The sequence below is a fragment of the Laspinema sp. D2d genome, from assembly GCF_025370755.1.
GTDB lineage: Bacteria > Cyanobacteriota > Cyanobacteriia > Cyanobacteriales > Laspinemataceae > Laspinema.
This window is the reverse complement of the sequence record NZ_JAMXFC010000014.1, coordinates 129,036-155,153: the sequence shown is the minus strand read 5'-3', so window position 1 is coordinate 155,153 and position 26,118 is coordinate 129,036. Positions and strand designations below refer to the sequence as shown.

Below are 26,118 nucleotides of genomic sequence, written 5' to 3'. Positions count from 1 at the left end.
GGTGGGGGGGGTGGTGGGGGAGGTGGGGGAGGTTGGGGAGGATGGGGAGGATAGGGGAGAAAAAAAGACTGAAGTCCGGACGTTGAACATCTCCCCCATCTCCCGTCTCTCCCCCATCTCCCGTCTCTCCCCCATCTCCCGTCTCTCCCCTATCTCCCCATCTCCCCCATCTCCCCCATCTCCCCCATCTCCCCCATCTCCCCCATCTCCCCGAGTCCAACTTTAGCCGTTAGGCTAGAGGCAACAAGTCATCCAAATCTAGTAGGAGACAGAATCATGACTGATGAAGCTCAAGTACCTAAAGAACGTGCGATCGTGGAAGTAAGTCCTGAGACGAAAGCGCTGGTGGAAAAAGAAATGCCGGATGCTACCACCCAGGTGCAGCACGAAACGATGGCCCTGTTTGAAGCCATCAAACGCCGAGCACAAGCGGAAATTCAAGGGGCCAGCAAATTTACCTCAGAAGCCTATCTGAGTGCAGTGCAACAAGCGCGGGAGACGATTGAGAGCGATCGCCTGATGGATCCCGAACGGATTGCCTATACCATCAAACTGATGGAAATGGATGCCAAGCAAAACTGGGACAAGATCCTCAGTGAAATGAGTGAACTGGGCGATCGCCTTGCTCAATCCGCTAAGGATGCTTGGGACTCCCTTTTCAATCCCTCGGGTACTCCCCCCAATTCCTAAGCAACGTTCCGCTTAAACACCTGCTCATAGAGGGCGATCCATCGGTCGCCCTCTATTTTTTTAAGTCCATCCCGAGAGAATCTTCTATCACGATGACCCGTTCGTGCTAGATTTTAAAAGTTTGCCTCTGTTGTTTGTTTAAAAGACTCCACGTCAGCAATCCAACCCAATTTATTCCCTGATTGCGATCGAGCATCGAACCCCTAGAACCGGGGCATTCTAGCTGTTCACTTGTCCACTCAATTACGTCTGAACTGTAAAGCGACCACCATGCGAACCTACTATTGCGGCCAACTCCGAAGCGAACATATTGGAGAAACTGTTACTCTGTGTGGATGGGTAGACCGCCGACGAGATCATGGTGGAGTCATTTTCTTGGATTTACGAGATAGGAGTGGCATCGTCCAAATCGTTTCTGACCCGCAGCGCACCCCCACCTCCTACAAAGACGCGGAAACCATCCGGGGTGAATATGTCCTCCGCATCACCGGACGGGTCAGCCAGCGTCCTAGCGATTCCCTCAATCCCAACTTACCCACGGGAGAGCTAGAAGTCTACGTCGATCACATCGAATTACTCAATGCCGTCCATAAACTGATGCCGTTCCCGGTTTCCACTGGACAAACAGAAACCGTGCGGGAAGAGTTACGCATGAAATATCGCTATCTCGATTTACGTCGGGAACGGATGTCGCGAAATCTACAACTGCGCCATCAAGTGGTTAAAGCCATGCGCCGCTTCCTGGAAGATGAATATGGCTTTATCGAAGTTGAAACCCCAATGCTGACCCGTTCTACCCCAGAAGGGGCCCGGGATTATCTCGTCCCTTCCCGGGTGAATGAGGGTGAATGGTATGCTTTGCCGCAGTCGCCGCAGTTATTCAAACAGTTGTTAATGGTGGCGGGGTTGGATCGGTATTATCAATTTGCCCGATGCTTCCGCGATGAAGATTTGCGGGCCGATCGCCAGCCGGAATTTACTCAGCTTGACCTGGAAATGAGTTTCATGTCCCAAGAAGAAATTCTGGACCTGAATGAATCTTTAGTTTGCCATCTTTTTAAAACAGTTAAGGGCATTGAACTCCCCCGTCCTTTTCCCCGGTTAACCTACGCCGAAGCGATGTCCCGATACGGGAGTGATCGCCCGGATACCCGCTATGGCATGGAATTGGTGGATGTCTCGGATTTGGTGAAAGACTCCGGGTTTAAGGTGTTTTCAGGGGCAATTTCTGCCGGTGGAATTGTCAAAGTGTTACCGATTCCCGGTGGCAATAGCGCCATTTCCAATGTCCGGATTAAACCGGGTGGGGATTTATTCAAGGAAGCCGCTGAAGCGGGTGCCAAAGGGTTGGCTTATATACGGGTTAAAGATAACGGAGAAATCGATACCATTGGGGCGATTAAAGATAATTTAAGCCCGGAACAGAAACAAGAATTACTCTCGCGGACGGGGGCACAATCGGGGGATTTACTGTTATTCGGGGCCGGAGATATAGCAACAGTGAATAAAACCCTCGATCGCCTCCGCCAATCCGTTGCTCGTCTGTTGGGGATGATTGAGGAGAGCAAGCTCAATCTGCTTTGGGTCACGGATTTCCCCATGTTTGAGTGGAATGCCGATGAGAAGCGGTTCGAGGCGACTCATCACCCGTTTACGGCTCCTAATCTGGAAGATATTGACGACCTCAAAAATGCTCGCGCTCAAGCGTATGACTTGGTTTACAACGGGTTGGAAATCGGCGGAGGGAGTCTGCGGATTTATCAGCGGGAGGTTCAGGAACGGGTGTTTGAGGCGATCGGGTTATCCAAGGAAGAAGCGGATAATAAGTTTGGCTTTTTGATGGAAGCCTTTGAGTATGGCACTCCTCCTCACGGCGGTATTGCCTATGGTTTAGACCGCTTGGTGATGTTGTTAGCTTCAGAGGATTCGATTCGAGATGTGATTGCCTTCCCGAAAACCCAGCAAGCTCGATGTTTGTTAACGGGTGCTCCAGCTACCATTGATGGAATTCAGTTGAAGGAATTGCACGTGGCTTCTACGGTGAAGCCTAAACAGGCTTAGGAATGGGTTAAAGATCAGGTCATGGGTAATCCAGTATTTGGGTGAATTATCCATGACTTGCTATTCTTAAGACTGTACTGAATTGTTATTATTTTCTCATCTGAGAAAAAATAGCTCGAAAGCCCACTATCATTTCTATGAGTAACAAACCGATGAGTTCTGACATCAAGTTTGAAGTCGTTCGTCCCAATGGCATCTTAGACGGGACCCAGGCTAATGTATTTCGTCGCGAAGTGCGCGATCGCCTGGACAACCAAGCCAATATTGTCCTCGTGAATCTCCAGGATGTCACGTTTATTGATAGTTCCGGTCTAGGTGCGTTAGTCTCTGCCTTGAAAATGGTGCGAACCGCTGGCGCAAAGATGGTGATCTGTTCCATTAATGATCAGGTCAGAATGCTATTTGAACTCACCAGCATGGACCGGGTATTTAAAGTTTATCCCACTGAAGAAGCCTTTGAAAATGACGTGAATTCTGATATTTAACTCAGAATAAAGCGCACAGCGGAGGTTGGGTATTATTCAAGAAATTCTACCTGGAGTAACGAGAAGTCATCATCAAAGGTCGGGTTGAGATTTAAACTTCGGATCCGAGCCAGCAACCCATCAATATCCCGGCCATTTTTTTGCCAATAATAGGTCAGCAAATTGCTAAAGGCATCCAGACCCCAAAGGGTGCCATCGGGCTGATTAATTTCATAGACGCCATCACTAAAAATGTATAAGGTACTCGGGGTGTCAATATGACAGACATTTTGAGTATATTGGGCTTCGGGAAACATTCCGATGGGTAAGCCTTGGGTTTTGAGCGCTTGTAGGGTAGGCGGCATTCCGGGAATTCCCGATAACAATAAGGCTGGAGGATGTCCGGCAGTGGAATACAATAGAGTATCTTGGGTCCGGTTATAGACGCCATACCAAATCGTAAAATATTTATCTTGTTGTAGGTCCATTTGAAAATATTTATTTAATTCGGTTAAAACCGAAGCCGGTTGGGTAAAATCAAAGCCAACCTGGGAGTGGGACCGTAATAAATTTAAAACGGAAACAGAGGGGAGGGTCGCCGCTAACCCATGACCCGCAACATCAAGCAGGTAAATGACTAAGTGTTCTGAATCGAGCCAATAGTAGTCAAAGCAATCACCGCCGAGTTGACGCGAGGGAATAAAACGATTGGCGATCGCCACAGGTTGACTCACCGGATCCGGTAAGAGCGATCGCACGTAATCCGCTGCTTCCGATAGTTCCGCTTCTAAAGCTCGCTTTGAATTTCGCAAATCTTGGGTAAGCTGATAAATCCTCAGTCCCGCTCTAACTCGGGCATTTAATTCATTAATTTCGATCGGTTTTGAGAGAAATTCATCCGCACCCGTATCCAGTCCGACGATCCGATCTTCCGTTGCCCCCCGAGAGGTTAACAGAATAAAATAGGTATTGGATAATTCCGGATGTGCTTTGATCTGACGGCAAACTTCCAACCCATCCATCACCGGCATCATCCAGTCACAAATGATTAATGCAGGCCCTAATCGATAAGCCTGTTCCATTCCTTCTTGACCATTACTAGCAACGGCAACCTGATACCCCTGTTTTTGCAAGGATCTCGTCAACACTACGCGAATGGTCGGATCGTCATCAATCACAAGAATGTGGGTCATGGACTAGGAAATTGCGACAATTAGCTTTACACAGAATAGCACTCACGAAAAAGACCCCCAACCCTCATGGTTTCCTGATGTCAAGGAACCCTTCAAGGTAATGATGCAGCGTCTTGTCACCGTTTCCTGATGTTGGGGAACCCGTCAACGGAACTGTGATGCTTTTGAGGGAGTTAGGGAGTCTCTTTCCCGGAATGCAACAGGGTTCTACTCTAGCCCCAATTGCCCCCGAAAACCCGTAATAATCCTGGTTCCATCTTTGAGGATGTGGATTTCCATCTGGTCGCTGGCCCAAGTAATTTTATCTTTAAACGCTTCATTGAAGATGTGAATCCGTTGATTGCGCGAAGAAACTGGGGAGTCTGGGGAATGAATCGCCAAGGATTCGACATAAGGACCATCAATCAGGATATCGAGTTGCTCTAATAAGGCACCCGCACCTACTGGTGCAGAAGGCGATCGCAATTCCGCTAAGGTAAACCCGCTAAAGGACATCAGATTTAATCCCCCTGCCTTGATTTTTTTCCCGAGTTCCGCAAGGGCAGGGGCCTGCCAAAAGGGTTCACCCCCGGAAAACGTCACCCCTTGATTCCGGGGATTGCTCAAAATTTTATCCGCGAGTTCATCAATAGCCATTAACTGATTGACTTCAAAGGGCCAGGATGCCGGATTAAAACAACCGGAACACTCTCTGAGACAACCTTAGATCCACACTACGGCGCGGGTTTCGGGTCCATTCACCTCTGATTCATCCACGTACCCCATGATATTGACATAGCCCTCGGGGATGTCGGGGAGGGTAGGTGGTGCGCTGTTGATTAAATCGATCATCGGTGGACCTCTCATCAAATGGGAGGTTTTAACTCTTCGGGTTCAGGGTAGGACTGAAAGATTCTTATATCGATTATCAGCTATATTCTGGAGAATCACGAATCTTCAAACGGGATTTTTTGAGAAAGGCGATCGGCAAATCGCATCTGACCGAGCTTTTTTCAGTATTTTCGACCCGGTTTTAACTGAAGCTATAGGAACAGTTCCTCTATCAAATGGGGTCTAATTCTTTTAGTGGTTAGGTAAATCTTCTCTAATCCTTGAGTAAAGCCCTTTGGCGCGTTCCAGAACTGCACTCAAATTTAGGAAAGACCCGTCTATCTGTGTGTTTAGGCTAGAAATTTGGGGAAGATCGGCTAGTCGAGTTTGGGATAAAATAGTAGTATGGTTGTAGAATAAATTTCCCTCTTGTCTAGCTACAGGCCCTGAATTGAAACTAAAGAGAGCGTTTTTTCCTTTTAGTCTCTCAAAAAATACCAAAACTACCGTATTTTCCCGGAGTGCTTGCAACTAGAGCATAGCTAAAAGAGTTAGGCAACCGAAAAATCTCGGAGATTTCAAACAGTTCTTTCAATCTTTAAAAACACCTAGCCTAGTATTTTTTTTAGATAAAGAATCACCTCACCCCCTAGACGAGAGAAAAAGTTGAGGTAATAATGATAGACATAAGCACAAGAGAGATTAAATAAAGAAAACGTTATCTCTTGAACAACCGCTGCTAACTTAACTCTAAACTGCAAGGTGTCAAACCATGATTACTAATTTAACTTTTACGAACCGACTCACCAAAACTGCTCTAATTTCTCTCGGTCTGGCTGCTGCCTCCCTTGCCTTTGCTCCTGGACAAGCTAAAGCGGACTCTATCACGTTCGACGCTTCTCCTAAGACTGGAGATCCAGCTAAGGTCAACGTCACCCTCGACGATACGAGCAATCCAGGCAGCATTACCGTTACTGTCAACGTAGTGCCGGAAGATAATACTGGAAATATCGGCGATATTAACGGGGTTTACTTCAACCTTCCCGATGGCGTCGGTCCTGTGACCGTGAGTGGCGTATCTGGTGGGCCAGTCAACCTTGGTAGCAGCGATTTAAATGGAAACGCTGGCAATCTGGGTGATGGTGTGAATATGCAGGGAGGCGGCGGAGACACTTCCTTCGATGTCGGCATCCGAATTGGCTTCTCCGGTGGGATCCCCAATGGCGATGACTATCAAACCACGACCTTTAAAGTCTCCGCAGCAGGACTATCCCTCAGTTCTTTTACATCTCAGAGTTTCGGCATCCGCCTCAAGAGTGTTGGCCCAGTGGGAGGTACTCGCAACGGCAGCAGCAAAGTAGCAGAATCTATCACATCTCCGATTGTTGTGACTACCCCGCCCGCAGAAACTCCGGAAACTCCAGTCGCCGAGAATCCAGAAACTCCAGTAACTCCGGAAACTCCGGAAACTCCAGTAACTCCGGAAACTCCAGTAACTCCGGAAACTCCGGGTGGAACTGACCCGGTTGAAGTTCCCGAACCCTTGACGATGGGTGGTTTGATTCTCGGTGCTGGTGGTTTGATTGCTGCACGTCGCCGCAAAATGAGCCAAAAGGGTTAATCTAACCAGCGATCGCGACAAGAACACATTTCAGGAAGCCTTGTCCGATTAATGGATAGCTAATTCATCAGTTCGGTCAGTCCCAATTTAAGGGGCCTGACCGAATTTTTTTGGGCAAATGCCCCCAAAACTCATCAAGTCTTGAATTCTACAAAACCCAACAGAGGGAATAGGGAAGGAAAAAGATAAACTGATTACCGGCTTATCCCAGGGCTTCTGATACGCTACTCAAAGGCTGAAGGTTCAGCTTTAACTCAAGTTAACCGTAAGTGGATTATGTACGAGAAACTGACTCCCCCGACGACTGGCGATCGCGTGACGTTTAAAAATGGCGAACCCATTGTTCCCGATAACCCGATTATCCCCTTTATTCGCGGCGACGGGACGGGGGTTGATATTTGGCCCGCCTCCCAAAAAGCGATCGATGCTGCGGTAGAAGCGGCTTATGGGGGCAAACGTAAAATTAGCTGGTTCAAAATCTACGCCGGTGATGAAGCCTGCGAAAAATACGGCACTTATCAATATTTGCCCGAGGATACTAACAAGGCGATCGCAGAATATGGCATCGCCATCAAAGGCCCCTTAACTACCCCAGTCGGTGGCGGGATTCGTTCCCTCAATGTGGCCCTCCGCCAAATTCACGACCTCTATGCCTGTGTCCGACCCTGCAAATATTATCCCGGAACCCCCTCCCCACACAAACACCCTGAACAACTGGATGTAATTGTTTATCGGGAAAATACCGAAGATATTTATCTGGGAATCGAATGGCGTGCGGGTACGGAAATCTGCGAAAAATTAATTGATATTCTCAATACTCAATTAATTCCCCAAACCCCAGAACATGGGAAAAAACAAATTCGCCTCGATTCTGGGATTGGCATTAAACCGATTAGCAAAACCAATTCCCAGCGTCTGGTTCGTCGTGCGATTAAACACGCCTTACGCTTGCCCAAAGCTAAACAAATGGTGACTTTGGTCCATAAGGGCAATATTATGAAGTACACCGAAGGAGCGTTCCGGGACTGGGGTTACGAACTAGCAACCACGGAGTTTCGTAATGAGTGCGTCACAGAACGGGAATCCTGGATTTTGAGCAATAAAGAGAAAAATCCTGACCTGAGTATTGAAGAGAATGCTCGTCAGATTGACCCGGGTTATGATGCCCTGACAGAGGAAAAACAGGCGGTGGTTTGCACGGAAGTCCAGCAGGTGCTTGATGCCATCTGGGAGACTCACGGCGATCGCAAATGGAAAGAGAAAATTATGGTCAATGACCGAATTGCTGATAGTATCTTTCAGCAAATCCAAACTCGCCCCGATGAGTATTCCATTTTGGCGACAATGAATTTAAACGGTGACTACCTCTCCGATGCCGCAGCGGCGATCGTCGGTGGATTAGGCATGGGACCCGGGGCCAATATTGGCGACCAATGTGCTATTTTTGAAGCCACTCACGGCACCGCACCCAAACACGCCGGGCTCGATCGCATTAATCCCGGTTCCGTTATCCTCTCTGGAGTGATGATGTTGGAATATATGGGATGGCAAGAAGCCGCTGATTTGATTAAAAAAGGCATTGGAGGAGCCATTTCTAACCGTGAGGTGACTTACGACTTGGCTCGATTAATGGAACCCCCCGTGGAAAACCCCCTCAAATGTTCTGAGTTTGCCGACGCGATTATTAAACATTTCAACGATTAGACCTCGGACAAAACTTTAAAAATCCCCCCTGAAAAGCAGGGGGGATTCTCTTCTGAACGAAGCCAGAAATTTTTGAGTTAAAGCTGGTGACAGGAGTTGAACCCGCGACCCACGCATTACAAGTGCGTTGCTCTACCAACTGAGCTACACCAGCATAAGTTTTAACTTTACCAAAGTTCGGGGCAGTTTTGCAACCCCTCTACAGGACTTTTTTGAAAGGAATTAAACCCTCGAATGATCATCCCCCTATCTCTCCACAGACTCTGCAACAGGATGGCATCCCCAAAAATGCCCCACCCCTAGATCTATTCAATACCTGCTTAGTCTGTCTCCCTCCTGTAATCGAGATCAACCCCATCGCAGATAAAATCTCAGTACGGGGAAAGAGGTCAGCAGTAAATCCGACTGGATAGACTCAGAGGGTAGAGTCAGAATCGGAGCAACCCCATCTCATGAATCAGCCCATCATTACTCTATTAATATTTGGCCTGTTACTGATTGCCGTGCTTTCTCCCTTTGGTGCCTTATCCGCTTTGATGCTGTTTGTCTTAGGGACGGGCTTACTCTGGACCCTTTGGAGTCTGTTTCAGGCATTTTTGAGGGAACCCTCGGAGAATTCGGGTTCTTCGGGGAAGTAAGCGGGTCTTAAGCGGGGGCGGTGATTTGTAATTGTTGATAAGCCAGTTGAGCCCGCGCACGCACCACTAACTCCTCATCAGATTTGGCCCGATCGCCTAACTGAGTTAAGAGTTGACGCAACCAAATGGGCGAATTCGATACCGCTGCTGTGGCAAGTCCTTGCATTCCCACAATTGCTGCATAGCGGACCACCCATTCTGGATCTTGCAGCACTTCCAAAAGGGTTTGATACACTTTTTCTTGGGCTGTCGCTCTTTCCTCGGGTTCCATTTTTTCCCAGAGGATATTCCCCAAGCCGCTGGCTGCTGCACGACGCACGCTCAAAGCAAAATCACGGGCTGCAGTTTCTAAGAGTAACTCTAATCCCCGTGGGTCACCAATTTTGGCTAAAGCCCGTAGGGCCCAGGCTCTAGCGCCATAATTGAATCCATCGAGTTGTTTTAACAGGGGGACCACGGCGATTTCCCCAAGGGCAACTAATCCCTCTACTCCCGCCACGGCAGCACCAGGGTTATTGAAACCGAGGGCTTCGATTAAGGTGGGAATTGCTTCGGGCGATCGCGCTTGGGCTAATTTCCATAAGGCTATTGTTAACCGTTCTGCGGAGTCTGCCTCTTCAACGGCTTTAATCAGGGGGGTGATTCCGGCTGGTTCAGTCATGAGAACTGTTGGATCGCTGTTTTATTAAAAAGGGTTAATTTTAATCCACACAAAAGTATCATTAAAGCCTGATTGATTCTCCAGAGTTTTGATCAACGGAAGGACCCCACCCCTCTCTCCTGACCCGAGTAGGTTTTATTCCGTTTATGGTGATTCTCCGGTCCCCTCCCCTGTGTCTTGGGGAGGGTTAGGGTGGGGTCAAAGTGACGTAGCGATCGCCTACAAGAGACTATCCATCAGATTCATCACTTCAATCAACTCTGGAGATAAATCTGGGGCGGCATCCGGATGGGTGAGAGTCAGATTATGCTCAATGAGTCCTTTGAGGGCAATCAACTTGATACTATTTTCGGCCAAGGTTTGAGAAATGGCTTTGGCTGCGGGTAAATAGGCGATCGCGCCCAAATCTAATAAAGCCGATCGCCGCAGTTGCAAATCTTTTCCCTGCAAGGCTTGAACTAAACGGTCTGCATACTGCCCTTCTCCAGTTAGTTGATACATTGCCCGGGCGGCGGAATATTGCACCCGAGGAAAGGAATGTTCGAGAAAGGGCTGAATCAGGGGAATTGCTTCTGTGGCTCGCAGGGTTCCCAACGCTTCTAAGATCGTATCGTAGGGTTGAGTGAGGTGGGGTTTTCCCGGCACCTGGACCGCTGCGGTGAGGCCCCCATTGAGTAATTCCATCAGGGCAGGAATGGCGGTGCGATCGCCGAGTCGTTCCAAACTCTCTGCTGCCGCTTCCCGGACATAATAATCGGAGCAGCCTAAGCATTCAATCAGGGCCGCCACTGCGCGATCGTCCCCGACTTTACCTAGTGCGCGGGCGGCATTGCGCCGCAACGGAAACCCTCCCGCCTCGGTTTTATCTCCCTCTTCAGATAACAAATCCAGCAAGGCATCGATCGCCGCTGGTTCACGAACGCCAAATCTGCCAATCCACCAAGCGGCGTAGTAACGCAAGCTCAAATCTTCGTGGCGCAAATTGGCGATCGCCACCTCTACAGTTAAAGTCTCACCGTCCCCTGCTGGAGGGGCCGGTGAGCCTGATTCAAGATTGTCCCACATGAGTTAAAAACCAGGTTGGGCTAACAGGTTAGAATCTCTAACCTATTCAGCCTCTCCTTCATGAGTCTGTTGCTCAATTTCAACATTCAAGGGGTGAATGCTAACAATTTTTCCACCCAGGCGGGTAATCCGCTGCATTTCTTCGTTCATGCGATTGTAGGGAACGGTGATGAACACACTTCCACTATGGCGGATAGAGTAGTTGGTTTGATCGCTTTCTTCGTTTTGACGCAATCCGGTCACTTCATAGCGAAAGAAACGATTTCCTGCACTGGTGTTGGATTGATTTAAGCCTGCAACTTGACCTAACATTTGATGTGACTAGCTCCTTGAGTGTAGATTGACTAGGTTAACCCACAGGCGATCGCCATAATACTTTTCCACGGCTTAATCTGGAATATTTCACCCTATCTCTTGGAAATATTTCGGGTGGATTAATCCGGCTGCGCTGATGGCATTTGCGTCCTGTGGGCTGTCTGAGATTTATCCTAAATTAGGCAGTCGTGATGCTGGCGATTTTTCCGCCTTGCTTCACGATTTGTTGAATTTTTGTAGATAAGCTCTCGTAAGGAACGAGGAAGGTTTGGCAACTGCGACGGACGCCAGTTTGCCGGAGTCCGGTGACTTCGATGCGATATACACCGCCATCTTTTCCAAACCCAACAAATGCACCACCGAGGCAGGTTGCGGGAGAAGAATCGACAGAAGAACGGTAGGACCAGCCATCAGAACCGCCCGAGGGAGCAACAATCGTGTTAGTTTGATTTTTGCCCAATTCGCGGATCAACCGAGATTTGCTGCCTTCGAGTTGCGCGCGATCGCTGTTAGCGTAACCGCGATAGAGGCGGAACATCCGGTTAAACCCAACGGTTTTTTGACCATTTTGGGTTGCAAAGCCACGATAGTAGGGTACAATATTGTCCCCAAAGTTGCTTTCATATTCGGGAGAATCGATGTAAGAATCGATTTCGGCATCAAACCCGTGGGTTTCATACAGATCCAGGTGATAAATCACCTCAGTTTCATCGTAAGGAGCGCGTCCCAACAGATGTTTATAATTAAGTTCAATGACGCGGGTTTGGAAATTGGGGTAAAGAAACTTTTCTTTGTAAAGTTCCGATTTAGCAACAGCGCGGACAAAATCCCGCACGGTCATTTTGCCATTTTTCAACAGCGATTCCGCACTGTTGAGGCGCTGGGATTTCATCACATAATCGTTCCCGAGTACCTGGCGGTAAACGCTGCGAATCACAGCTTCGATATCTTGTTCACTGCTATTTTGACGCAGTTCTACCCGGCCTGTATCTTCATAAGGTGTCGTTCCCAAACGGGATGCTGCTGTTGTAATTGCCATCTAAACAATCTCCCAAAAAAAAGTTTTTACTGTTGTGATTTTAGAGGTGCTTTTTCTTTAGACCATCCAAAATCTGGGTACCGCGATCGGTTCTTACGGGGTTTTTCAGCTTCAACAAATACAAAGATGCCCGGACAGGTAAACAGAGACTAGCCTGCTGCCAGCACCCGCCTACCTCCCCGGACATCTCACCTTTTACCGTTCTAAGCAATCAGATAGATGCCAGAAGAAAGCATCAATTAGCTGAGAGCATTGATTGCGTAGTCGATGTAGGTGTTGGCTTCAACAGCAGCTTGTCCGCTGAGACCATGATTGCTCTTGATGTACTTGAGGGCTTCAACGTACCAGCTGGGAGATAAATCAAAGGTGCTGTTGATTTCATCCAAACCAGCAATCAGGTACTCATCCATCGGTCCGGTGCCACCTGCAACTAAGCAGTAGGTCACCATACGGAGGTAGTAGCTGATATCGCGAGAGCACTTTTGCTTGCCGGTTTCGGTAGAAGCATAGTTCGGTCCCTGCATGGAGGTGGTGTAGGGGAACTTGTTGTAGACAGCTTGTGCAGCACCTTCGGTTAAGCGTTGTGCGTTGCTGGTTAAAGCACGAGCAGCTTCCATGCTGGCTTGAGCGCGCTTGAAGCGACCATCAACAGCTTGGAGTTCGGAGTTGCCTAAGAAACGGCCTTGAGCGTCAGCAGAAGAAATTGCTTCAGTAATTGGGGTTTTCATCGTTGCAGTATCTCCCTAGGGTTGTACTAATTTTTCGTTCTTTGGTTTTGGTTTTTTTTAAGGACTTGGCACAATGGCTCCATCCTTAAAAAGAAAAGATAGTTTGGGTTTTTAGTCAGACTAAATCAGACTAGGAAACCGCAGAAGCTGCGCGATCGAAGTAGCCAGCGATTTCAGACATCAAAGCGCTGCAATCACCAGGAGTGATACCTGCGGGATCGTTGGCGATGCGGACAGCAGCATCTTTCATTTTTTGAACGCCAGTGGCAACGGAACCACCGGGAACACCCAGGGCTTGGTAGGTTTCACGAAGACCATTCAAGCAGCGATCGTCTAACACGCTGGCATCACCGGCGATGACTGCGTAGGTGACGTAGCGCAGGATGATTTCCATGTCGCGTAAGCAAGCTGCCATACGACGGTTGGTGTAAGCATTTCCACCGGGTTGGATCAGCTGGGGTTGCTCAGAAAACAGAGAACGAGCGGCTTCAGAAACGATTTGAGAAGCGTTGCTGGTGATCCGGTTGACGGTATCCAAGCGCTTGTTACCTTCTTTGACCATGTTGGTCAGAGCATCCAATTGGGCGGTGCTCAGGAATTCGCCACGTGCGTCTGCTTGCGAAACAACTTTTGCAAATGCGTCTAGCATGTACTCAATCTCCTTTATTTATTGGCTTGCTTTGGGCTTCAATCAAGTTTAGTTGACCCCGCTCAAGCTAAAAAGCTTGTTAGGTTCCGACTAACCCCAGCTACAACACTACAACAATTTCGTTTGTTTCTGTTAAAGCTGGACTCGAAGTGTGTGGCTGGCCCCTGCTGGGGCTTCGTCACCCGCTTTCGAGAAATCTTAGAAAATATTAGCAGAAGTATGAGAAACTTGAAAACCGTCTTTAATCAATATTCAGGTTAACTTTTTTCGTTTCTCTACCCCTTCAGGTTACCTTTATACACTGCCTTTGTGCTCAAGATCATTACGAAATGTTAAGTTTTTTTATTTTTGTCCAAATTGAGCAAATGTACTTAACCATTTAAGCAGTCGGAGTCTCTTCAACTGGGGGATATTCCGGGGCGATCGCAAGTCCGCAGCACCTTCTAAAACCTTTGCCAGCAGAGCTTTCAGGCATGGCGAGGAGCAGTGGCCTCCGGGTCGAAAAAATCACTTCTTTCCGATTCTCAGGAATATCTATGCCAATCGATAGATGCACGAAATCTAATTTTAGACGTTCCAAGGCGGAGGGGATATTTGGGTCTTTCTCTAGGTAGAGGAGAAATCAGACAGGTGGGGCCTAAGCCGATCGCCTTTCTCCAGCATCCCCACCCTTACAGAACCAGGGGGTCTTCCTCGTCACTCCATCGGATTGGGAGGTTCTAGGGCCTCGTTACCGCAATCAGGAAAAACCCGAGTTTAATCACAATTTTAATAGAAATTAGCAACCAATGAGGTTCAAATATAGGAAACGCTATGACTGTTCCCTAAAAACTTTAGAGAGACCCCTTCTATCCTCTCTAGGAAATTTAGGGAACCCCCCATACCCGAACCCTGTCCTCCCCAAGATGATTAATGCGGTTGATCGATTAAGGGTTAAGGGCCACAAGTTAGGGGTAAGGATCACCATTCATGGGTTCAAGGTGAACCGAGAACAAATCCCCTTCAGGGGAAGTCATGAATTGAAACCCGATTATCGGTCTTAATTTCGGTTAATGAGGGTTGGAAAGTCATCCGTCACCCATCTGCGATCGCAGTTTTAAATACCGTCCCTTGGATAGAAACTTTTCAATTTAGAAAAGTAGAGGCGGTTAAGTTACATTGAGCATTTTTTCTAGGGTTGCAGTTGCAAAATGCCTGAGTTTTTAAGTTAAAAAATATTTCCATATTTCTTTGTGAAAATAAAAACTGTACTAATTCAAAAATAAAATTTTTCCTGATAACACAAGTCTATCTGGAATACATAGAAAAGTTATGTACTAAAAATTACCTGGATTGATTTTAGTCTAAACTATCCCTCTTGAACAACGTATATAACTAAACGTTTAACGATTGATGGGAAATATTTACAGCCACTAAAAAGCAATAAGATTAAATACTCAATTTTAGTCAGGTTCGATTCAAAAAAGCTTTGCTAATACAACCTAAGCTACTGTTGGATAATAGGTTATTTTGAATTTAAGCCTTTTTGGATAATACAATGAATTTGCAAAAGTTTATTTAAAATATTTCATAAACTTTAAGTGAATATTGAATTAATATTGGGCAATTTGTATGGTCTATATTTTTTTTGGAAAGTCTGGTAATTACATGAAATATATGAAGCGATTAAAGAGTCTGAAGACACAAGGTAAATAAGATTAATAGGTTAAATATTGAATAAAAAGGTAACAAACAATGAGGCAAGAAAAAGAGTTTGAGAAATTACGGAAGATTACGGAAAGTACGATAGAAGATGTCGTCGGGAAAATGTGCGGACTGGGAAAAAGTTTTTCAGATATTGCTCAGTATTTGATTTTGACCGAAGCTGAAGTTGAAGAGGCTTTCATCCGCTATCAACATCGATTTGAAAGCAGCGATCGCCCTTGAAAGAAAGGCAGACAACTCGACCTAGATCTGAACAAGTGGCGAGAAAATATTGAATTGGGAACTGTTAATCGGGACGAGTCTGGGCAAACTGAACATCAGGACAGAATTTAGCTACAATTTAGCGCGGGGGAGAAACAGACCCAATTCAGGGCCATATACAGGCGATCGCCCCCCTCAAAGCCAGGAATCGGATCCAAAGCAGAAGGCAACCCATCTAGGGGAAGCTTAAAACAGGGGCCAGGAGTAGACACCGGAGAAAATGTAGTTAACCCCCAGGGAAAAAGCGGCAGACGATTCAAAAGAGGACATACCACCCAAGCGGCAAGTGTCATAAAAATTGAAACCGAATCATTTTGATACCGGATAATTGCTAATCTTTAATGGAGGTATCAGAACTGGCTTCGACGGATGACCTTTCCCACAAGCCAACCGGGTTAACCCATCAGTAAAGAACAGCAGGTCCAGAAATCAAGCCCCCTTGATGGGTTTCGCTACGACTGCAGCTAGAGGGTCAAGTAACCGAGGAAATTGCCAATAAGTTGGCAAGACCCTACAGTTAGGAATGATAACTGCAAGTTATAGTGTTGTTGAGACGTGCAGTCAGAATATAGGGTAATGTAGCTTCTGTGAGTTATTGCCTGAATCCCAAATGTCCCCATCCTAATGACCCAGCCAATGCGAACGAGGTCAAATGCGTTCACTGTGGCTGTGATATACTCCTGCAAGGACGGTATCGGATTATCAAACCCCTTGGCGGTGGAGGCTTTGGTAAAACTTTTGAAGTGGATGACCAAGGCACCATCAAGGTTCTGAAAGTATTGCTTCAAAACCATGAAAAGGCAGTTGAGCTTTTTCAACAGGAAGCTGATGTCCTCAAACGAATCAACCATCCGGGAATTCCTAAAGTAGAGCCCGATGCTTATTTTTCTATCACGCCTCCGGGGGAAGAGGAACCGATCCACTGTTTGATGATGGAAAAGATCAGTGGGTTGAATCTGCGGGATTGGATGAAAAAACGAGGAAACCGACCCGTCACCCAAAGTCAGGCGATTGATTGGTTAAAACAAATGGTGGAGATTCTCGATCGCGTCCACCAACAAAACTTTTTCCATCGAGATATTAAGCCCCTTAACATCATGATTCGCTTGAATGGACAAGTGGTATTGATTGACTTTGGGGCGGCAAGGGAAGTTACGAATACTTACTTTGCGAAGGTGGGGCAGGGTCAAAACATTACCGGCATTGTCTCTCCAGGCTATACGCCACCGGAACAAGCTAATGGTAAGGCAGTGCCGCAATCGGATTTTTATGCGTTAGGGCGAACTTTAGTCTTTTTACTCACTGCGAAACCCCCTACCGCCTTCTCGGAAAATCCTCGGACGGGAAAACTGGTTTGGCGCAATAGTGCACCGCAAATTTCCAAGTCTTTTGGGGATGTGATTGATTACTTAATGGCTCCTTTTCCTGGAAAGCGTCCTCAAAATGCTCAGGCTATCTTGCAATGTTTAGCCGAGATTGACTTGACGCCGCCTAATGGTGAAGTCGGGGATAGTAATACGGGAATCGGAACTTCTGGGACTCGGGGAAATTACAATACAGGTTCTCATGGAAACTCGAAATTAGTCTCTACGGAATCGAGAAAGCTGCGATCGCAATATAAACCTGTTTACCCTCCGAAAAATAGCGGTAAAAACCACTTTTTAAAAAAAGGCAGCAAAAAACCCTGGATTTCTGCGCTTTCCATCTTATTAGTTCTCCTGGCAACCTCTCAAGTTTATGGCTATTGGCGATATGGATTATTTCCCGCCAATCCCGTCGGACTCCTGGTGAATATCCCCAGCAGTCTATTTTTAAGAAAAAGTATCCGGGAAGTGGGTCAAGTTCAGTCCATCGCCATGAGTCAGGTTCCCGGCGCAGCAAGTCAATCGGAAGGGGGAACCTTTGCCAGCGGAAGTTTTGGGACGATCCGCATCTGGAATCTCAACAGTGGTAAATTGTTGCACACGATTGCGGCTCATAAAGACTGGGTAAAGACCCTAGCTGTAAGTCCCAATGGTCAGACCCTAGCCAGTGGTTCCGATGATAAGACCATTCGCTTATGGAATATGAATAATGGGTCCCGAATGCTGACTATTGCTGGACCTGGAGCGCATTGGGGTCCTGTAAATACCCTAGCGTTTACTCCCGATGGTCAGCGGTTAGCGAGTGGATCCGATGATAAGACGATTAAGATTTGGGATATTAGAAGCGGGACTCGCCTGCGCACGATTCAGGCTGGATCGGTGGTGAATGCGATCGCTTTTACTCCCGATGGCCGCCGCATGATTAGTGCTGCCAATGACAATACTGTAAAAATTTGGGATTTATCAACTGGCGCGAGATTGTTAACCCTGCGAGGTCATGCTCATCCGGTTCTTTCCCTTGCTATTAGTCCTGATGGTAACACCCTAGTCAGTGGCAGTCGCGATAATACCATTGCCGTTTGGAATCTCAAAACCGGAGAACGACGCTATCAGCTTATTGGAGATTCTAGTTGGGTGAGATCCGTGGCGATCGGTCCCGATGGCAACCTTTTGGCAAGTAGTGGGGGGACCATCGAAATTTGGAATTTAGCCACCGGAACCCGGCACTATCAGCTAACGGGTCATTCTAGTTATGTCAGTGGAATTGTGATGACTCACGATGGTAAAACACTGTTGAGTGGTTCTCCGGATGAAACGATTAAAATTTGGCGCGTGCCATCGGTGAGTGAACCTTAAAAGAAAAGGAAACTGCTGTCTTGGGATTACAAATTGAAGTCTTCCTCATCCTTTCTGCGATCGCGAAACTCTATGAAACTTAAAAAGATAGAAGGCTTGCATCTGATTTTTCAAGTCCAAGGCTCGGTGATTCCCGCCATTTTGCCTCTCGTTTTATGGAGTGGTTTATTTGGCTTGATTGTCTCTATTTTATATCGCTGGGGTTACCCCGTTTCTTGGCCCGTCTTAGAAGGATTGGTCCCCACGATTGTTCTAGGCTTATTGTTAGTTTTTAGAACAAATACAGCTTATGACCGCTTTTGGGAAGGCCGAAAAGCCTGGGGAAGCCTTGTTAATTCGGTTCGCAACTTTTCTCGGCATATTTTAGTAGCAATTAGCGAAAATAATCCAGAAGATGCTACAGAAAAAGCGAATCATTTGAGATTATTAGTAGCCTTTGCCATTGCTACCAAATTACACTTGAGAAACGAACGTATCAATAACGAATTACAAGGTTTAATCTCTCCAGAACAGTATGAAAAGCTCCAAAAGATGAATCACCCGCCTTTGGAAATCGCCTTTTGGCTGGGAGATTACTTACAAAAACAATATCGTCTGAATAAACTTAATATTTATCAACTCACCACCATGATCAAGCTGTTAGATACAATGGTGGATATTTTGGGTTCAATGGAACGGATTTTAAAAACCCCGATGCCTGTGGCTTATGCGATTCATTTGAAACAGCTTTTACTCATTTATTGTCTGGCGCTGCCGTTTCAAATTGTCAGCCACTTAGATTTATGGACTGCCCCCGTTGCTGCTTTAATTAGCTTTACGTTATTAGGCATAGAACAAATTGCCATTGAAATCGAAAATCCGTTCGGATATGATTCTAATGATTTGCCCCTAGATAAAATTTGCGCTGCTATGCTGGTCAATATAGAAGATTTAATTTCTTTATCATCAAATCGCACTAAAATTCCAGAAAATTTGTCGATTTTTCCTGAGCGCAACCAAGTCACGAAAGACTATTAAAGTTTGATTTAAAAACCTTTTAATAGGTTTTTGATAAAAAATAAATTATCTTTTATTCACCCTATTTCCGAAAAATAATTCACTTGCCTTTGGAGAATTAATACATAAACCCAATCTGTCGGGGGAGTTTACGAATGGCCGCAACAGATTGGGTTAACTCACGATGAGGGGAGATAAGATTGCCCTCTCAGGCCAACTACACAAGTCGGAAAATGAACGGATAGCGATATATCAAGGTGGGATCTGAGAGAACCTTAACAATCGCTACAATAGGCAAAATCCAACTGAGGGCTAATAAAATCAAAAGCAGGGGAAATCCAATCAGTACAAAAGTTAAAAGGCCAAAAATGATGCCATAGAGATAAAGATTGAGATGAAAATTCAGAGATTCCCGGGCATTCCCTTTAACGACCGGATCCTCGGAAAGAAACAAAATTGCGATCGGCAATCCGACGGAAAGAAATGTAGCACTCAAAAAAATCGCTCCGTGAGACAAGACCGATAATAACTTCCGTTTATCTGAATCGTACATAAAAATCCTCCACTATTGCCGATCGCCTTCTGATCAAGTTATAACACTCGGAAAATAAAAGGATACTCGAAAGGACGGTCCGGATTTCCGAACACCTTCAGCAACGCAAACGCCGTCAATCCCCAATGGAGAATAAACCCGGCTGGGGCTAAAATAAATCCCAACAAGCCAAAAGTCAGAAAACTGAGGGCCAGAATAACCGAACCCCAAGCCCAGACATTCAGATGAAAATTGATAGATTCTTTGGCATTATCTTTCACGATCGGGTCATCGGATACAAATAAAATCGCCAGAGGGATACCAATAGACACCAAGGTTGTGCTGAAAAAAATTGCCGCATGAGACAGCAGAGATAAAAGCTTCCGTTTGTCTGCATCGTACATGACTTAAACTCCTTTGATGATTAAACTTCTGTGAAAAATCGCTGGATATGTGATGCGATCGCCACCCATCCCCGATGAGTTTGCCTTTTAATCTATCTTAATTTTGCGACAGCCCGATTGATTCCACAGGGGGAATCTTCCCCCTATTCTATTGATGATGTCCACACCCCTCAAGACAGTTGACAAACCGAACAACATACCCGATCCGACTTCAAATCTACCTGGGGAAAACTTTCTGATGCCAAAAACTCTCGGACCCCGGGACCTAGTGCCACAGCCCATAGATTCGGGGTGCGAATGATTTAAACTAGCGATAGAGCATTTAAGAATCGAGACTGAACAATTTCCCACCTTCTCGATTCTGACTGTCTAGTTCTCGTTGAACCTCATTGGTTCATCTACCAATTGCGAATCGATGGCTATGGAACACTCGGATCTCCAAACAGGGTTGGCGGCACTCAAAAAAAAGGATTATGAATTGGCGATCGCCATTTTAGAAAAGGTGTGCGCCGAAGAACTCCATCAACCCACGGTTAATCGGGCTACAATGGGGTTGGTAATGGCCTACAAAGGGAACCGTGCCCCGTCTAAGGCGATCGCCTTATGTCAAACCTTGACCGAATCAGACAGTCCCAAGGTCAAAGATTGGGCGGTCAGGACCCTAGCTCAGTTTAATCAATCTTCTCCCCAACGGCGATCGTCTCCCCCCTCACCCGGGGCCCAACCCCAAACCCCGAAAACAGTCAATCGTCCCGGAAATTCCCCCACCCCCCTCGGAGGAGATCCCACCGGATTTGTGCCCTTAGACCCATCCTCCTCTTCAGGACCGGCTCAAACTTCCCCCCTCAAAAGCCCCAACTCCAAAAGCATCATTTCCCCCCTATCCCCGGGAAAGGCTACGGGATTTGTCCCCCTAGAACCAGCACCAGGTAAACCTGAACCCCGGTCCCCGAGGAACTCACCCCCCCTGCCGCCACCTCTGCCCCCCAAACCCCTGAGCGGGGCCACTCCTCGATCCAAAGTCAGTCCCTTAACTCCAAGCTCATCCCTACCCGCACCCCCACTGCCTCCGACGGTTCCCCGGCGGGATTCCCCTCAAGTCCTCCCCTTAGAACCGGATACCGAGGGGGTCGATTATTTAACCCCCTCAACCCCCCAGGCTCCAGCAGCCCCGGTCATGGCTCCAGAGGAGGTCCAGTCCGCCTCAACTCCGGCGGAATCCCCAATTCCAACGCAACACCCTCGGGAATGGCGTCAGGCGGGACGGGCGCAAAACTGGCGAAAACTCAAACCCGTCAAACCCACCTATCTATTCTTTGCTCAAATTGGCAGTGCGATCGCCCTGTTTTGGTTGCTGCGAATTTTCATGCATTCGGCGATGGCAACTGCTAATGACCTGTTCTATCGACTTCCCCTCTTAGGGCCCATTCAAAGTTTTTATCAAGACCAAACTTGGCCCTTGTTGGGCATCCTGATCCTGTTGTTGGTTGCCTCACCCTGGTTGCTGGATTTACTGCTGCGTTTTGCTTATGGCATGGAAAAACTCCCCCCACTAAAACTGGGTAACTACAGTCCAGAAGCGCGTAAATTGCTATCCCGCTTTAGTTTGGAACGGAAGCAACCGGCCCTGTCTTTAGGAGTCCTGCCCACCGATGCACCGATCGCAATGACCTATGGTTTTGCCCCTCGGTTTGCCCGAATTGTGGTCAGTCAAGGGTTATTAGAGCAATTAGAGGACGATGAAATTGCCGCCATTTATGCCGGTGAGTTAGGACATTTAGAAAATTGGGATTTTCCCCTGATGTCTTTAACCGTGTTACTCTCTCAACTTCCTTATGTAATCTATTGCCAGGTGTCCCGGGATGGGGATAAGTGGTTGGACTCTCAGGAGTGGTTTGGCAAGGTGATGTTAGGGACGGCAGGGGTAATTTCCGCGATCGCCTACGGATTGTACTGGGTCCTGCGTTGGCCGGTTTTATTCCTGTCCCGCTTGCGATTTTATTACAGCGATCGCGCCTCTACCTCTTTAACCGGCAATCCCAATGCTCTAACTCGCGCTTTACTGAAAATGGCAGTCGGGATTGCCCAAGATGTGGAGAAACAGGGTCACACCAGTTTTGTTCTGGAAGGATTCGATTTACTCTCCCCCATCGGCTATATCCAAGGGATGACCTTGGGCAGTTGTTCGGGCTACGATTCTTGGGAAAATCTCCTGCAATGGGACCGCCACAATGCCTACAAAAAATGGTTGACGGTCCCCCAATCTCATCCCCCTTTGGGCGATCGCCTCACCCTCTTGGATTTCTATGCGCGGTTTTGGAAGCTGGATGCGGAGTTAGATTTTGCCCAAGATAGCGCAGTCGCCCCGGCGAACCCTCCCCGTAGCATACTCAAACGCCTCTTATTACAAGGCGCACCCTATTTTGGGCTTCCGCTAGGGTTACTCGCCGGGTTAATGCTCTGGGCATTGGGCGCAGTTGCCGTGAACCTAGGGTTTGGGGCTTTGGATTGGGTATGGGGCGATCGCTCAATTCTTCAAGGTTCTTTATTAATAGGAGTAAGTTTAGGGATTGTTCTGCGGATCAATTCCTTTTTCCCAGACATTACTCCTAAAAATATCCACAAAAACCCCACCTTGCCGGACCTCCTCAGGGATCCCGATGCCATTCCCCTGGATAGTTTGCCGATTGGTTTGGAGGGACAACTCCTGGGACGGCGCGGAATCAGCAATTGGCTGGCGCAGGATTTAATTTTGCACTCCCCAACGGGATTGGTGAAGTTGCACGCCGCCTCCATGCTAGGGGTTTTCGGGTATCTCTGGCTCTTGTCTAAGCGTCCTAGCGATTTGGTGGGACAGGCTATTTCCGCAGTGGGCTGGTTTCGTCGGGGTGCGACTCCCTGGATTGATTTGGACCGATTCACCACTGCTGATGGGAAAACTCACGCCAGTGCTCATCCGATCTGGTCAACGATTGTGGCGGGAGTAGCGGTACTTTTAGGCGTTTACTGGATGTCTAAGGGGGGGACCTAGGACTCAAGTGAAAGCCCGGTCTCATAATCCGTCGGGAATTTGTTACAATTCTTAACGAAACTCGTCCATCCTCGGGCTAATCTGGAAAAACCCCGTCGTTTCACCGGGAGTCAAGGTTCTGATGCGAGTCAGGGGTGACGCCTTACAATCCAGGGACACAGCACCCGGTCCAACCAATGGGCGGGTTTTTCCTCGGGATTGAGACAAAGTTGAAACAGCCAAAAAATGGGCGACAAATGGAGAAAATATTTGACAGTGATCAGCGAATGGTAAAATTTATACCCTGGAAATAAAAAAAAATTGAGCTAACTACTAGCTCACCTGCATAAGCTGTGATATTTTTAAGAGTGGCTCGATTTAGGCCAAAAAAAAGTAATGGGATGGGAGATAATCACCCATTTCTGTTAGAGTGAGTAAGAGAGCGCCCATATTGAGAAACGCATCAACTTTACACTTGAGCCGTTTGCAGTTTACATAGGTGGTATTAAGGAGAACGGTAGTATGCTCATCGGTGGTTTGGAAGCCCCGGATAGAGGATATGTTTCCTAAAGCAGATTTTTATCAAAAGCAGAAGAAAGGAATCCTGAAAGATCCAATGCCCTCCCTAAAATTTCACCAAATTGTTACAAGCGTTCGAGGCAATGTATTGGCGCGTATTTTTTTCGATTGGGTATGCCTGGGATTGGGTGAGCAACAGTGAACCAATTGATAAAAGCCAAGCCGTTACTTTTACCCTTGTGCGATCAAAGGGTAATGAGAGGACAGGAAAGCTCTCGCTTTAAGTGGTTAACGACGAAGCCCCCAACAAACGGAGCGAGTCAAAAAAGAAGGTTTTGTATTTAATTGATTTTCCAAAAGATAGGAGGTATCTCAAATGTCGATTCGTCTTTATATAGGTAATCTGCCAAAAGAAGTCGATCGCAAAGAACTGCAAGACGTCTTTGCTGAAGCCGGTGATTCTGTGACCACTAAAGTCATTACCGATCGCAAGACGGGCAAGTGTCGGGGGTTCGGATTCGTCACAGTAAAGAATGACGAGCAAGCCGACGAATTTATCGAAAAGTTCAACGGTTTTATGTTCCAAGATACCCCTTTGAAGATTGAAAAGGCATTGCCTCGCAAGAAAGGGAAAGGTGATGAGGAACAAGAAGGCGCACCCTCCTCGGAAACTGGAGAGGCAACCGCAACCCCCCTCCCAGCCCCCACCCCTGCTGCAGCTAAGGTGGCTAAACCGACCACTGGAGGCGGTGGCGGTGGTGCTCGCGGTGGCAACAAGTCGAAACGTTCAACCGGCAGCAGCAGTAGCAGCAGCAGTGGCAGTCAAGACTCGGATTCGGTACAACCGGATCCTCGTTGGGCTGGGGAGTTGGAAAAGCTCAAACAGATGTTGGCAGCTCAAGCCAGCAATTCCTAATTCAATGGAATTTCCCGCTAAATCTGCATTCAAGTGATGGGTTAAAGGGGGAAAAATCCAATGGATTGTTTTTCTTCAAATATTTCCGCGATCGCCTCTGTTGTGATCGCGGTTCTTTTTTGGGTTTGTAGCAGTCATGCTAGAAAATTAGGTGACAACCACCCTAAACGGGTTTTCATCCTGTATAAACTGGGCCTCTCTAAAAATGCGATCGCTGTTTATCTTACGAAGCTTTAGACATCATTAAATCCCATCGCTCAAATGGCTGTTGTTGCAGGTGTGCCTCGGGACGAGCTAAACCAAATCCCTGTCCAAAATCTACCCCCAACTCCTGGCAAAATTGGATATCCTGAAGGGTTTCTAAGCCTTCTGCTAAAACGAGAATTCCCTCGGAATGAGCCGAATCAAGCAAACTTTTGATTAAAGTTTGTTTGAGGGTGAATTGGCTACAGCCGTGGATCAAACGTCGGTCTAATTTGACGATATCAGGTTTGAGTTCCATTGCATAGTGATCCACCGAGACACAACCGCACAGATCATCCACTGCAATTCCAAATCCCCAGGCGCGCATCCGTTTGATAAGCTGCGGAAGTTTTTCGCTTTGAGCTAAAACTTCTACTTCAGTTAATTCAAAAATAATTTGTTCAGGACGTAATCCCAAGTCAAGAATTTGTTGTAAGTTCTGTTCGAGTGAGTCGGGATTTTGAATAATGGCATTGGGTAAAAGGTTAACAAAAAACTGGCGATCGCTTTTCAACGTTGCCAGGGATTCGATACAAGTTGTTCGCGCCAGTTCATCAAATTCCTGAGATAAATCTGTGGCGATCGCCGCCTCAATTAACATTCCGCCACTGTAACACTGTCCAGAATCACCCAAGGCGCGCGCCAGACATTCATAAGCGGTGATCTGACCCGATTTCAGGCAAAAAATGGGTTGATATTTAAAAAATAGCCCTTGTTGGAGCAGCAGTCGCAAAAACCACGCATATTTGATGGAATTGGTAATCGAAATCAGCGGCTGTGCTTTGAGAAATTCCAGCAGGAGATGGGTTGAGTCTAAGGAAATTTGGGTGACACAGAACCGAGAGGCGCTTTGCGCCATCTCTCCTAGCTGGTTGCTCAACTGCCAGAAGATCTCCTTCAGTTGGCTTCTAGTCACGATGCGATAAAACAGAAGGGGGACTGCGGGAACGGGCTGAAACCCCAGGTTAACCAAACAGGTTCCAGTCTCTGGGTCATTGGGCTGAATCAGCAGTTTGGGCAGATCGCTTAAGAGAGTCATAGAGGACATAGGTTTTTAAATCTTTAATATTTGTTAAGAAATAGAAATTTCTTGTAATCTATGATATAGCTTATCCGCTGGAAAAGCTCGTACTCTAAATCCCGGACGGACTGTAGGCTACTCCTTAAAGCCTCAC

At 47.1% G+C, this 26,118-nt stretch carries 22 protein-coding genes, 1 tRNA gene and 1 pseudogene; 11 read left to right on the top strand and 13 right to left on the bottom strand.

Translation table 11 applies throughout. The features are described from left to right. Window positions 1-276: 276 nt before the first annotated feature. The 3 genes from NG796_RS12090 to NG796_RS12080 all read left to right on the top strand — a co-directional run bounded on the left by NG796_RS12090 (window position 277) and on the right by NG796_RS12080 (window position 3,236). Entirely contained in the window at window positions 277-690 is a 414-nt protein-coding gene (locus NG796_RS12090) for a hypothetical protein (protein ID WP_261206997.1), read from the top strand. A 270-nt stretch (window positions 691-960) separates the two neighbouring features. Further along, window positions 961-2,751: an aspartate--tRNA ligase gene (gene aspS / locus NG796_RS12085; RefSeq protein WP_261206995.1), complete on the top strand. Its 1,791-nt coding sequence runs from the start codon at window positions 961-963 to the stop codon at window positions 2,749-2,751. Between the two features lie 152 nt (window positions 2,752-2,903). Beyond that, window positions 2,904-3,236: an STAS domain-containing protein gene (locus NG796_RS12080; RefSeq protein WP_261206993.1), complete on the top strand. Its 333-nt coding sequence runs from the start codon at window positions 2,904-2,906 to the stop codon at window positions 3,234-3,236. 32 nt (window positions 3,237-3,268) lie between these two features. Here NG796_RS12080 and NG796_RS12075 read toward each other — a convergent pair whose 3' ends face one another. From NG796_RS12075 to NG796_RS26445, 3 genes and pseudogenes are all read right to left on the bottom strand, one after another. Then, on the bottom strand, window positions 3,269-4,408 hold the full coding sequence (locus tag NG796_RS12075) for a PP2C family protein-serine/threonine phosphatase (RefSeq protein WP_261206991.1): 1,140 nt from the start codon (window positions 4,406-4,408) through the stop codon (window positions 3,269-3,271). A gap of 207 nt (window positions 4,409-4,615) precedes the next feature. After that, a pseudogene (locus NG796_RS12070) lies at window positions 4,616-5,098 on the bottom strand (4Fe-4S single cluster domain-containing protein); the annotation flags it as partial. A 12-nt stretch (window positions 5,099-5,110) separates the two neighbouring features. After that, window positions 5,111-5,239 (bottom strand): hypothetical protein, encoded by a 129-nt coding sequence (locus tag NG796_RS26445; protein ID WP_317619299.1) that lies wholly within the window; start codon window positions 5,237-5,239, stop codon window positions 5,111-5,113. 751 nt (window positions 5,240-5,990) lie between these two features. Between NG796_RS26445 and NG796_RS12065 the strand changes: the two genes are divergently transcribed. Continuing rightward, complete coding sequence (locus NG796_RS12065; protein ID WP_261206989.1) at window positions 5,991-6,839, top strand: PEP-CTERM sorting domain-containing protein; 849 nt, start codon at window positions 5,991-5,993, stop codon at window positions 6,837-6,839. Window positions 6,840-7,115: 276 nt separating this feature from the next. Then, window positions 7,116-8,543, top strand: coding sequence for an NADP-dependent isocitrate dehydrogenase (locus tag NG796_RS12060; protein ID WP_261206988.1), 1,428 nt, complete (start codon window positions 7,116-7,118; stop codon window positions 8,541-8,543). An 81-nt stretch (window positions 8,544-8,624) separates the two neighbouring features. Here the strand turns inward: NG796_RS12060 and NG796_RS12055 are convergent. Further along, window positions 8,625-8,697 (bottom strand) — tRNA-Thr (locus NG796_RS12055). 298 nt (window positions 8,698-8,995) lie between these two features. Here NG796_RS12055 and NG796_RS12050 point away from each other — a divergent pair. After that, window positions 8,996-9,181, top strand: a complete 186-nt coding sequence (locus NG796_RS12050; RefSeq protein WP_261206986.1) for a hypothetical protein — start codon at window positions 8,996-8,998, stop codon at window positions 9,179-9,181. 7 nt (window positions 9,182-9,188) lie between these two features. Here the strand turns inward: NG796_RS12050 and NG796_RS12045 are convergent, their stop codons facing one another. From NG796_RS12045 to NG796_RS12020, 6 genes are all read right to left on the bottom strand, one after another. Continuing rightward, the gene (locus NG796_RS12045; RefSeq protein WP_261206984.1) at window positions 9,189-9,842 is read right to left on the bottom strand and encodes a HEAT repeat domain-containing protein; all 654 of its coding nucleotides are present in this window, start codon (window positions 9,840-9,842) and stop codon (window positions 9,189-9,191) included. A 219-nt stretch (window positions 9,843-10,061) separates the two neighbouring features. Continuing rightward, window positions 10,062-10,907, bottom strand: a complete 846-nt coding sequence (locus tag NG796_RS12040; protein WP_261206982.1) for a HEAT repeat domain-containing protein — start codon at window positions 10,905-10,907, stop codon at window positions 10,062-10,064. A gap of 42 nt (window positions 10,908-10,949) precedes the next feature. Next, window positions 10,950-11,219 (bottom strand): phycobilisome linker polypeptide, encoded by a 270-nt coding sequence (locus tag NG796_RS12035; protein ID WP_261206980.1) that lies wholly within the window; start codon window positions 11,217-11,219, stop codon window positions 10,950-10,952. 181 nt (window positions 11,220-11,400) lie between these two features. Then, window positions 11,401-12,261 carry a phycobilisome linker polypeptide gene (locus NG796_RS12030; protein WP_261206978.1) on the bottom strand — a complete coding sequence of 287 codons (861 nt, stop codon included), beginning with the start codon at window positions 12,259-12,261 and terminating at the stop codon, window positions 11,401-11,403. Window positions 12,262-12,500: 239 nt separating this feature from the next. Further along, complete coding sequence (cpcA, locus tag NG796_RS12025; RefSeq protein ID WP_261206977.1) at window positions 12,501-12,989, bottom strand: phycocyanin subunit alpha; 489 nt, start codon at window positions 12,987-12,989, stop codon at window positions 12,501-12,503. A 130-nt stretch (window positions 12,990-13,119) separates the two neighbouring features. Continuing rightward, a complete protein-coding gene (locus tag NG796_RS12020; RefSeq protein WP_261196769.1) occupies window positions 13,120-13,638 on the bottom strand; it encodes a phycocyanin subunit beta in 519 nt (172 codons plus the stop codon). A gap of 1,734 nt (window positions 13,639-15,372) precedes the next feature. On the opposite strand from NG796_RS12020, the gene NG796_RS12015 reads away from it, so the two are divergent. From NG796_RS12015 to NG796_RS12005, 3 genes are all read left to right on the top strand, one after another. Beyond that, entirely contained in the window at window positions 15,373-15,564 is a 192-nt protein-coding gene (locus NG796_RS12015; RefSeq protein WP_261206976.1) for a hypothetical protein, read from the top strand. A 626-nt stretch (window positions 15,565-16,190) separates the two neighbouring features. After that, window positions 16,191-18,323, top strand: a complete 2,133-nt coding sequence (locus NG796_RS12010; protein WP_261206974.1) for a protein kinase domain-containing protein — start codon at window positions 16,191-16,193, stop codon at window positions 18,321-18,323. Between the two features lie 72 nt (window positions 18,324-18,395). Continuing rightward, window positions 18,396-19,340: a bestrophin family protein gene (locus tag NG796_RS12005; protein WP_261206972.1), complete on the top strand. Its 945-nt coding sequence runs from the start codon at window positions 18,396-18,398 to the stop codon at window positions 19,338-19,340. A gap of 196 nt (window positions 19,341-19,536) precedes the next feature. On the opposite strand, the gene NG796_RS12000 is transcribed toward NG796_RS12005, so the two are convergent. Together NG796_RS12000 and NG796_RS11995 are read right to left on the bottom strand one after the other, a co-directional pair. Next, window positions 19,537-19,872: a DUF4870 domain-containing protein gene (locus NG796_RS12000; RefSeq protein WP_261206969.1), complete on the bottom strand. Its 336-nt coding sequence runs from the start codon at window positions 19,870-19,872 to the stop codon at window positions 19,537-19,539. 38 nt (window positions 19,873-19,910) lie between these two features. Continuing rightward, window positions 19,911-20,255, bottom strand: a complete 345-nt coding sequence (locus NG796_RS11995; protein WP_261206968.1) for a DUF4870 domain-containing protein — start codon at window positions 20,253-20,255, stop codon at window positions 19,911-19,913. Between the two features lie 415 nt (window positions 20,256-20,670). Here NG796_RS11995 and NG796_RS11990 point away from each other — a divergent pair, with 415 nt between their 5' ends. Next, on the top strand, window positions 20,671-23,286 hold the full coding sequence (locus NG796_RS11990) for a M48 family metalloprotease (protein WP_261206965.1): 2,616 nt from the start codon (window positions 20,671-20,673) through the stop codon (window positions 23,284-23,286). 874 nt (window positions 23,287-24,160) lie between these two features. Next, the gene (locus NG796_RS11985) at window positions 24,161-24,700 is read left to right on the top strand and encodes an RNA recognition motif domain-containing protein (RefSeq protein ID WP_261206963.1); all 540 of its coding nucleotides are present in this window, start codon (window positions 24,161-24,163) and stop codon (window positions 24,698-24,700) included. A 223-nt stretch (window positions 24,701-24,923) separates the two neighbouring features. Here the strand turns inward: NG796_RS11985 and NG796_RS11980 are convergent, their stop codons facing one another. Continuing rightward, the gene (locus tag NG796_RS11980) at window positions 24,924-25,991 is read right to left on the bottom strand and encodes an EAL domain-containing protein (protein ID WP_261206961.1); all 1,068 of its coding nucleotides are present in this window, start codon (window positions 25,989-25,991) and stop codon (window positions 24,924-24,926) included. Between the last annotated feature and the right edge of the window lie 127 nt (window positions 25,992-26,118).

What these genes read in the sequence shown, in the direction of transcription:
- NG796_RS12090 (WP_261206997.1), top strand. Translation starts at nt 277, where the DNA reads ATGACTGATGAAGCTCAAGTACCTAAAGAACGTGCGATCGTGGAAGTA.
- aspS (WP_261206995.1), top strand. Translation starts at nt 961, where the DNA reads ATGCGAACCTACTATTGCGGCCAACTCCGAAGCGAACATATTGGAGAA.
- NG796_RS12080 (WP_261206993.1), top strand. Translation starts at nt 2,904, where the DNA reads ATGAGTTCTGACATCAAGTTTGAAGTCGTTCGTCCCAATGGCATCTTA.
- NG796_RS12075 (WP_261206991.1), bottom strand. Translation starts at nt 4,408, where the DNA reads ATGACCCACATTCTTGTGATTGATGACGATCCGACCATTCGCGTAGTG.
- NG796_RS26445 (WP_317619299.1), bottom strand. Translation starts at nt 5,239, where the DNA reads ATGATCGATTTAATCAACAGCGCACCACCTACCCTCCCCGACATCCCC.
- NG796_RS12065 (WP_261206989.1), top strand. Translation starts at nt 5,991, where the DNA reads ATGATTACTAATTTAACTTTTACGAACCGACTCACCAAAACTGCTCTA.
- NG796_RS12060 (WP_261206988.1), top strand. Translation starts at nt 7,116, where the DNA reads ATGTACGAGAAACTGACTCCCCCGACGACTGGCGATCGCGTGACGTTT.
- NG796_RS12050 (WP_261206986.1), top strand. Translation starts at nt 8,996, where the DNA reads ATGAATCAGCCCATCATTACTCTATTAATATTTGGCCTGTTACTGATT.
- NG796_RS12045 (WP_261206984.1), bottom strand. Translation starts at nt 9,842, where the DNA reads ATGACTGAACCAGCCGGAATCACCCCCCTGATTAAAGCCGTTGAAGAG.
- NG796_RS12040 (WP_261206982.1), bottom strand. Translation starts at nt 10,907, where the DNA reads ATGTGGGACAATCTTGAATCAGGCTCACCGGCCCCTCCAGCAGGGGAC.
- NG796_RS12035 (WP_261206980.1), bottom strand. Translation starts at nt 11,219, where the DNA reads ATGTTAGGTCAAGTTGCAGGCTTAAATCAATCCAACACCAGTGCAGGA.
- NG796_RS12030 (WP_261206978.1), bottom strand. Translation starts at nt 12,261, where the DNA reads ATGGCAATTACAACAGCAGCATCCCGTTTGGGAACGACACCTTATGAA.
- cpcA (WP_261206977.1), bottom strand. Translation starts at nt 12,989, where the DNA reads ATGAAAACCCCAATTACTGAAGCAATTTCTTCTGCTGACGCTCAAGGC.
- NG796_RS12020 (WP_261196769.1), bottom strand. Translation starts at nt 13,638, where the DNA reads ATGCTAGACGCATTTGCAAAAGTTGTTTCGCAAGCAGACGCACGTGGC.
- NG796_RS12015 (WP_261206976.1), top strand. Translation starts at nt 15,373, where the DNA reads ATGAGGCAAGAAAAAGAGTTTGAGAAATTACGGAAGATTACGGAAAGT.
- NG796_RS12005 (WP_261206972.1), top strand. Translation starts at nt 18,396, where the DNA reads ATGAAACTTAAAAAGATAGAAGGCTTGCATCTGATTTTTCAAGTCCAA.
- NG796_RS12000 (WP_261206969.1), bottom strand. Translation starts at nt 19,872, where the DNA reads ATGTACGATTCAGATAAACGGAAGTTATTATCGGTCTTGTCTCACGGA.
- NG796_RS11995 (WP_261206968.1), bottom strand. Translation starts at nt 20,255, where the DNA reads ATGTACGATGCAGACAAACGGAAGCTTTTATCTCTGCTGTCTCATGCG.
- NG796_RS11990 (WP_261206965.1), top strand. Translation starts at nt 20,671, where the DNA reads ATGGCTATGGAACACTCGGATCTCCAAACAGGGTTGGCGGCACTCAAA.
- NG796_RS11985 (WP_261206963.1), top strand. Translation starts at nt 24,161, where the DNA reads ATGTCGATTCGTCTTTATATAGGTAATCTGCCAAAAGAAGTCGATCGC.
- NG796_RS11980 (WP_261206961.1), bottom strand. Translation starts at nt 25,991, where the DNA reads ATGTCCTCTATGACTCTCTTAAGCGATCTGCCCAAACTGCTGATTCAG.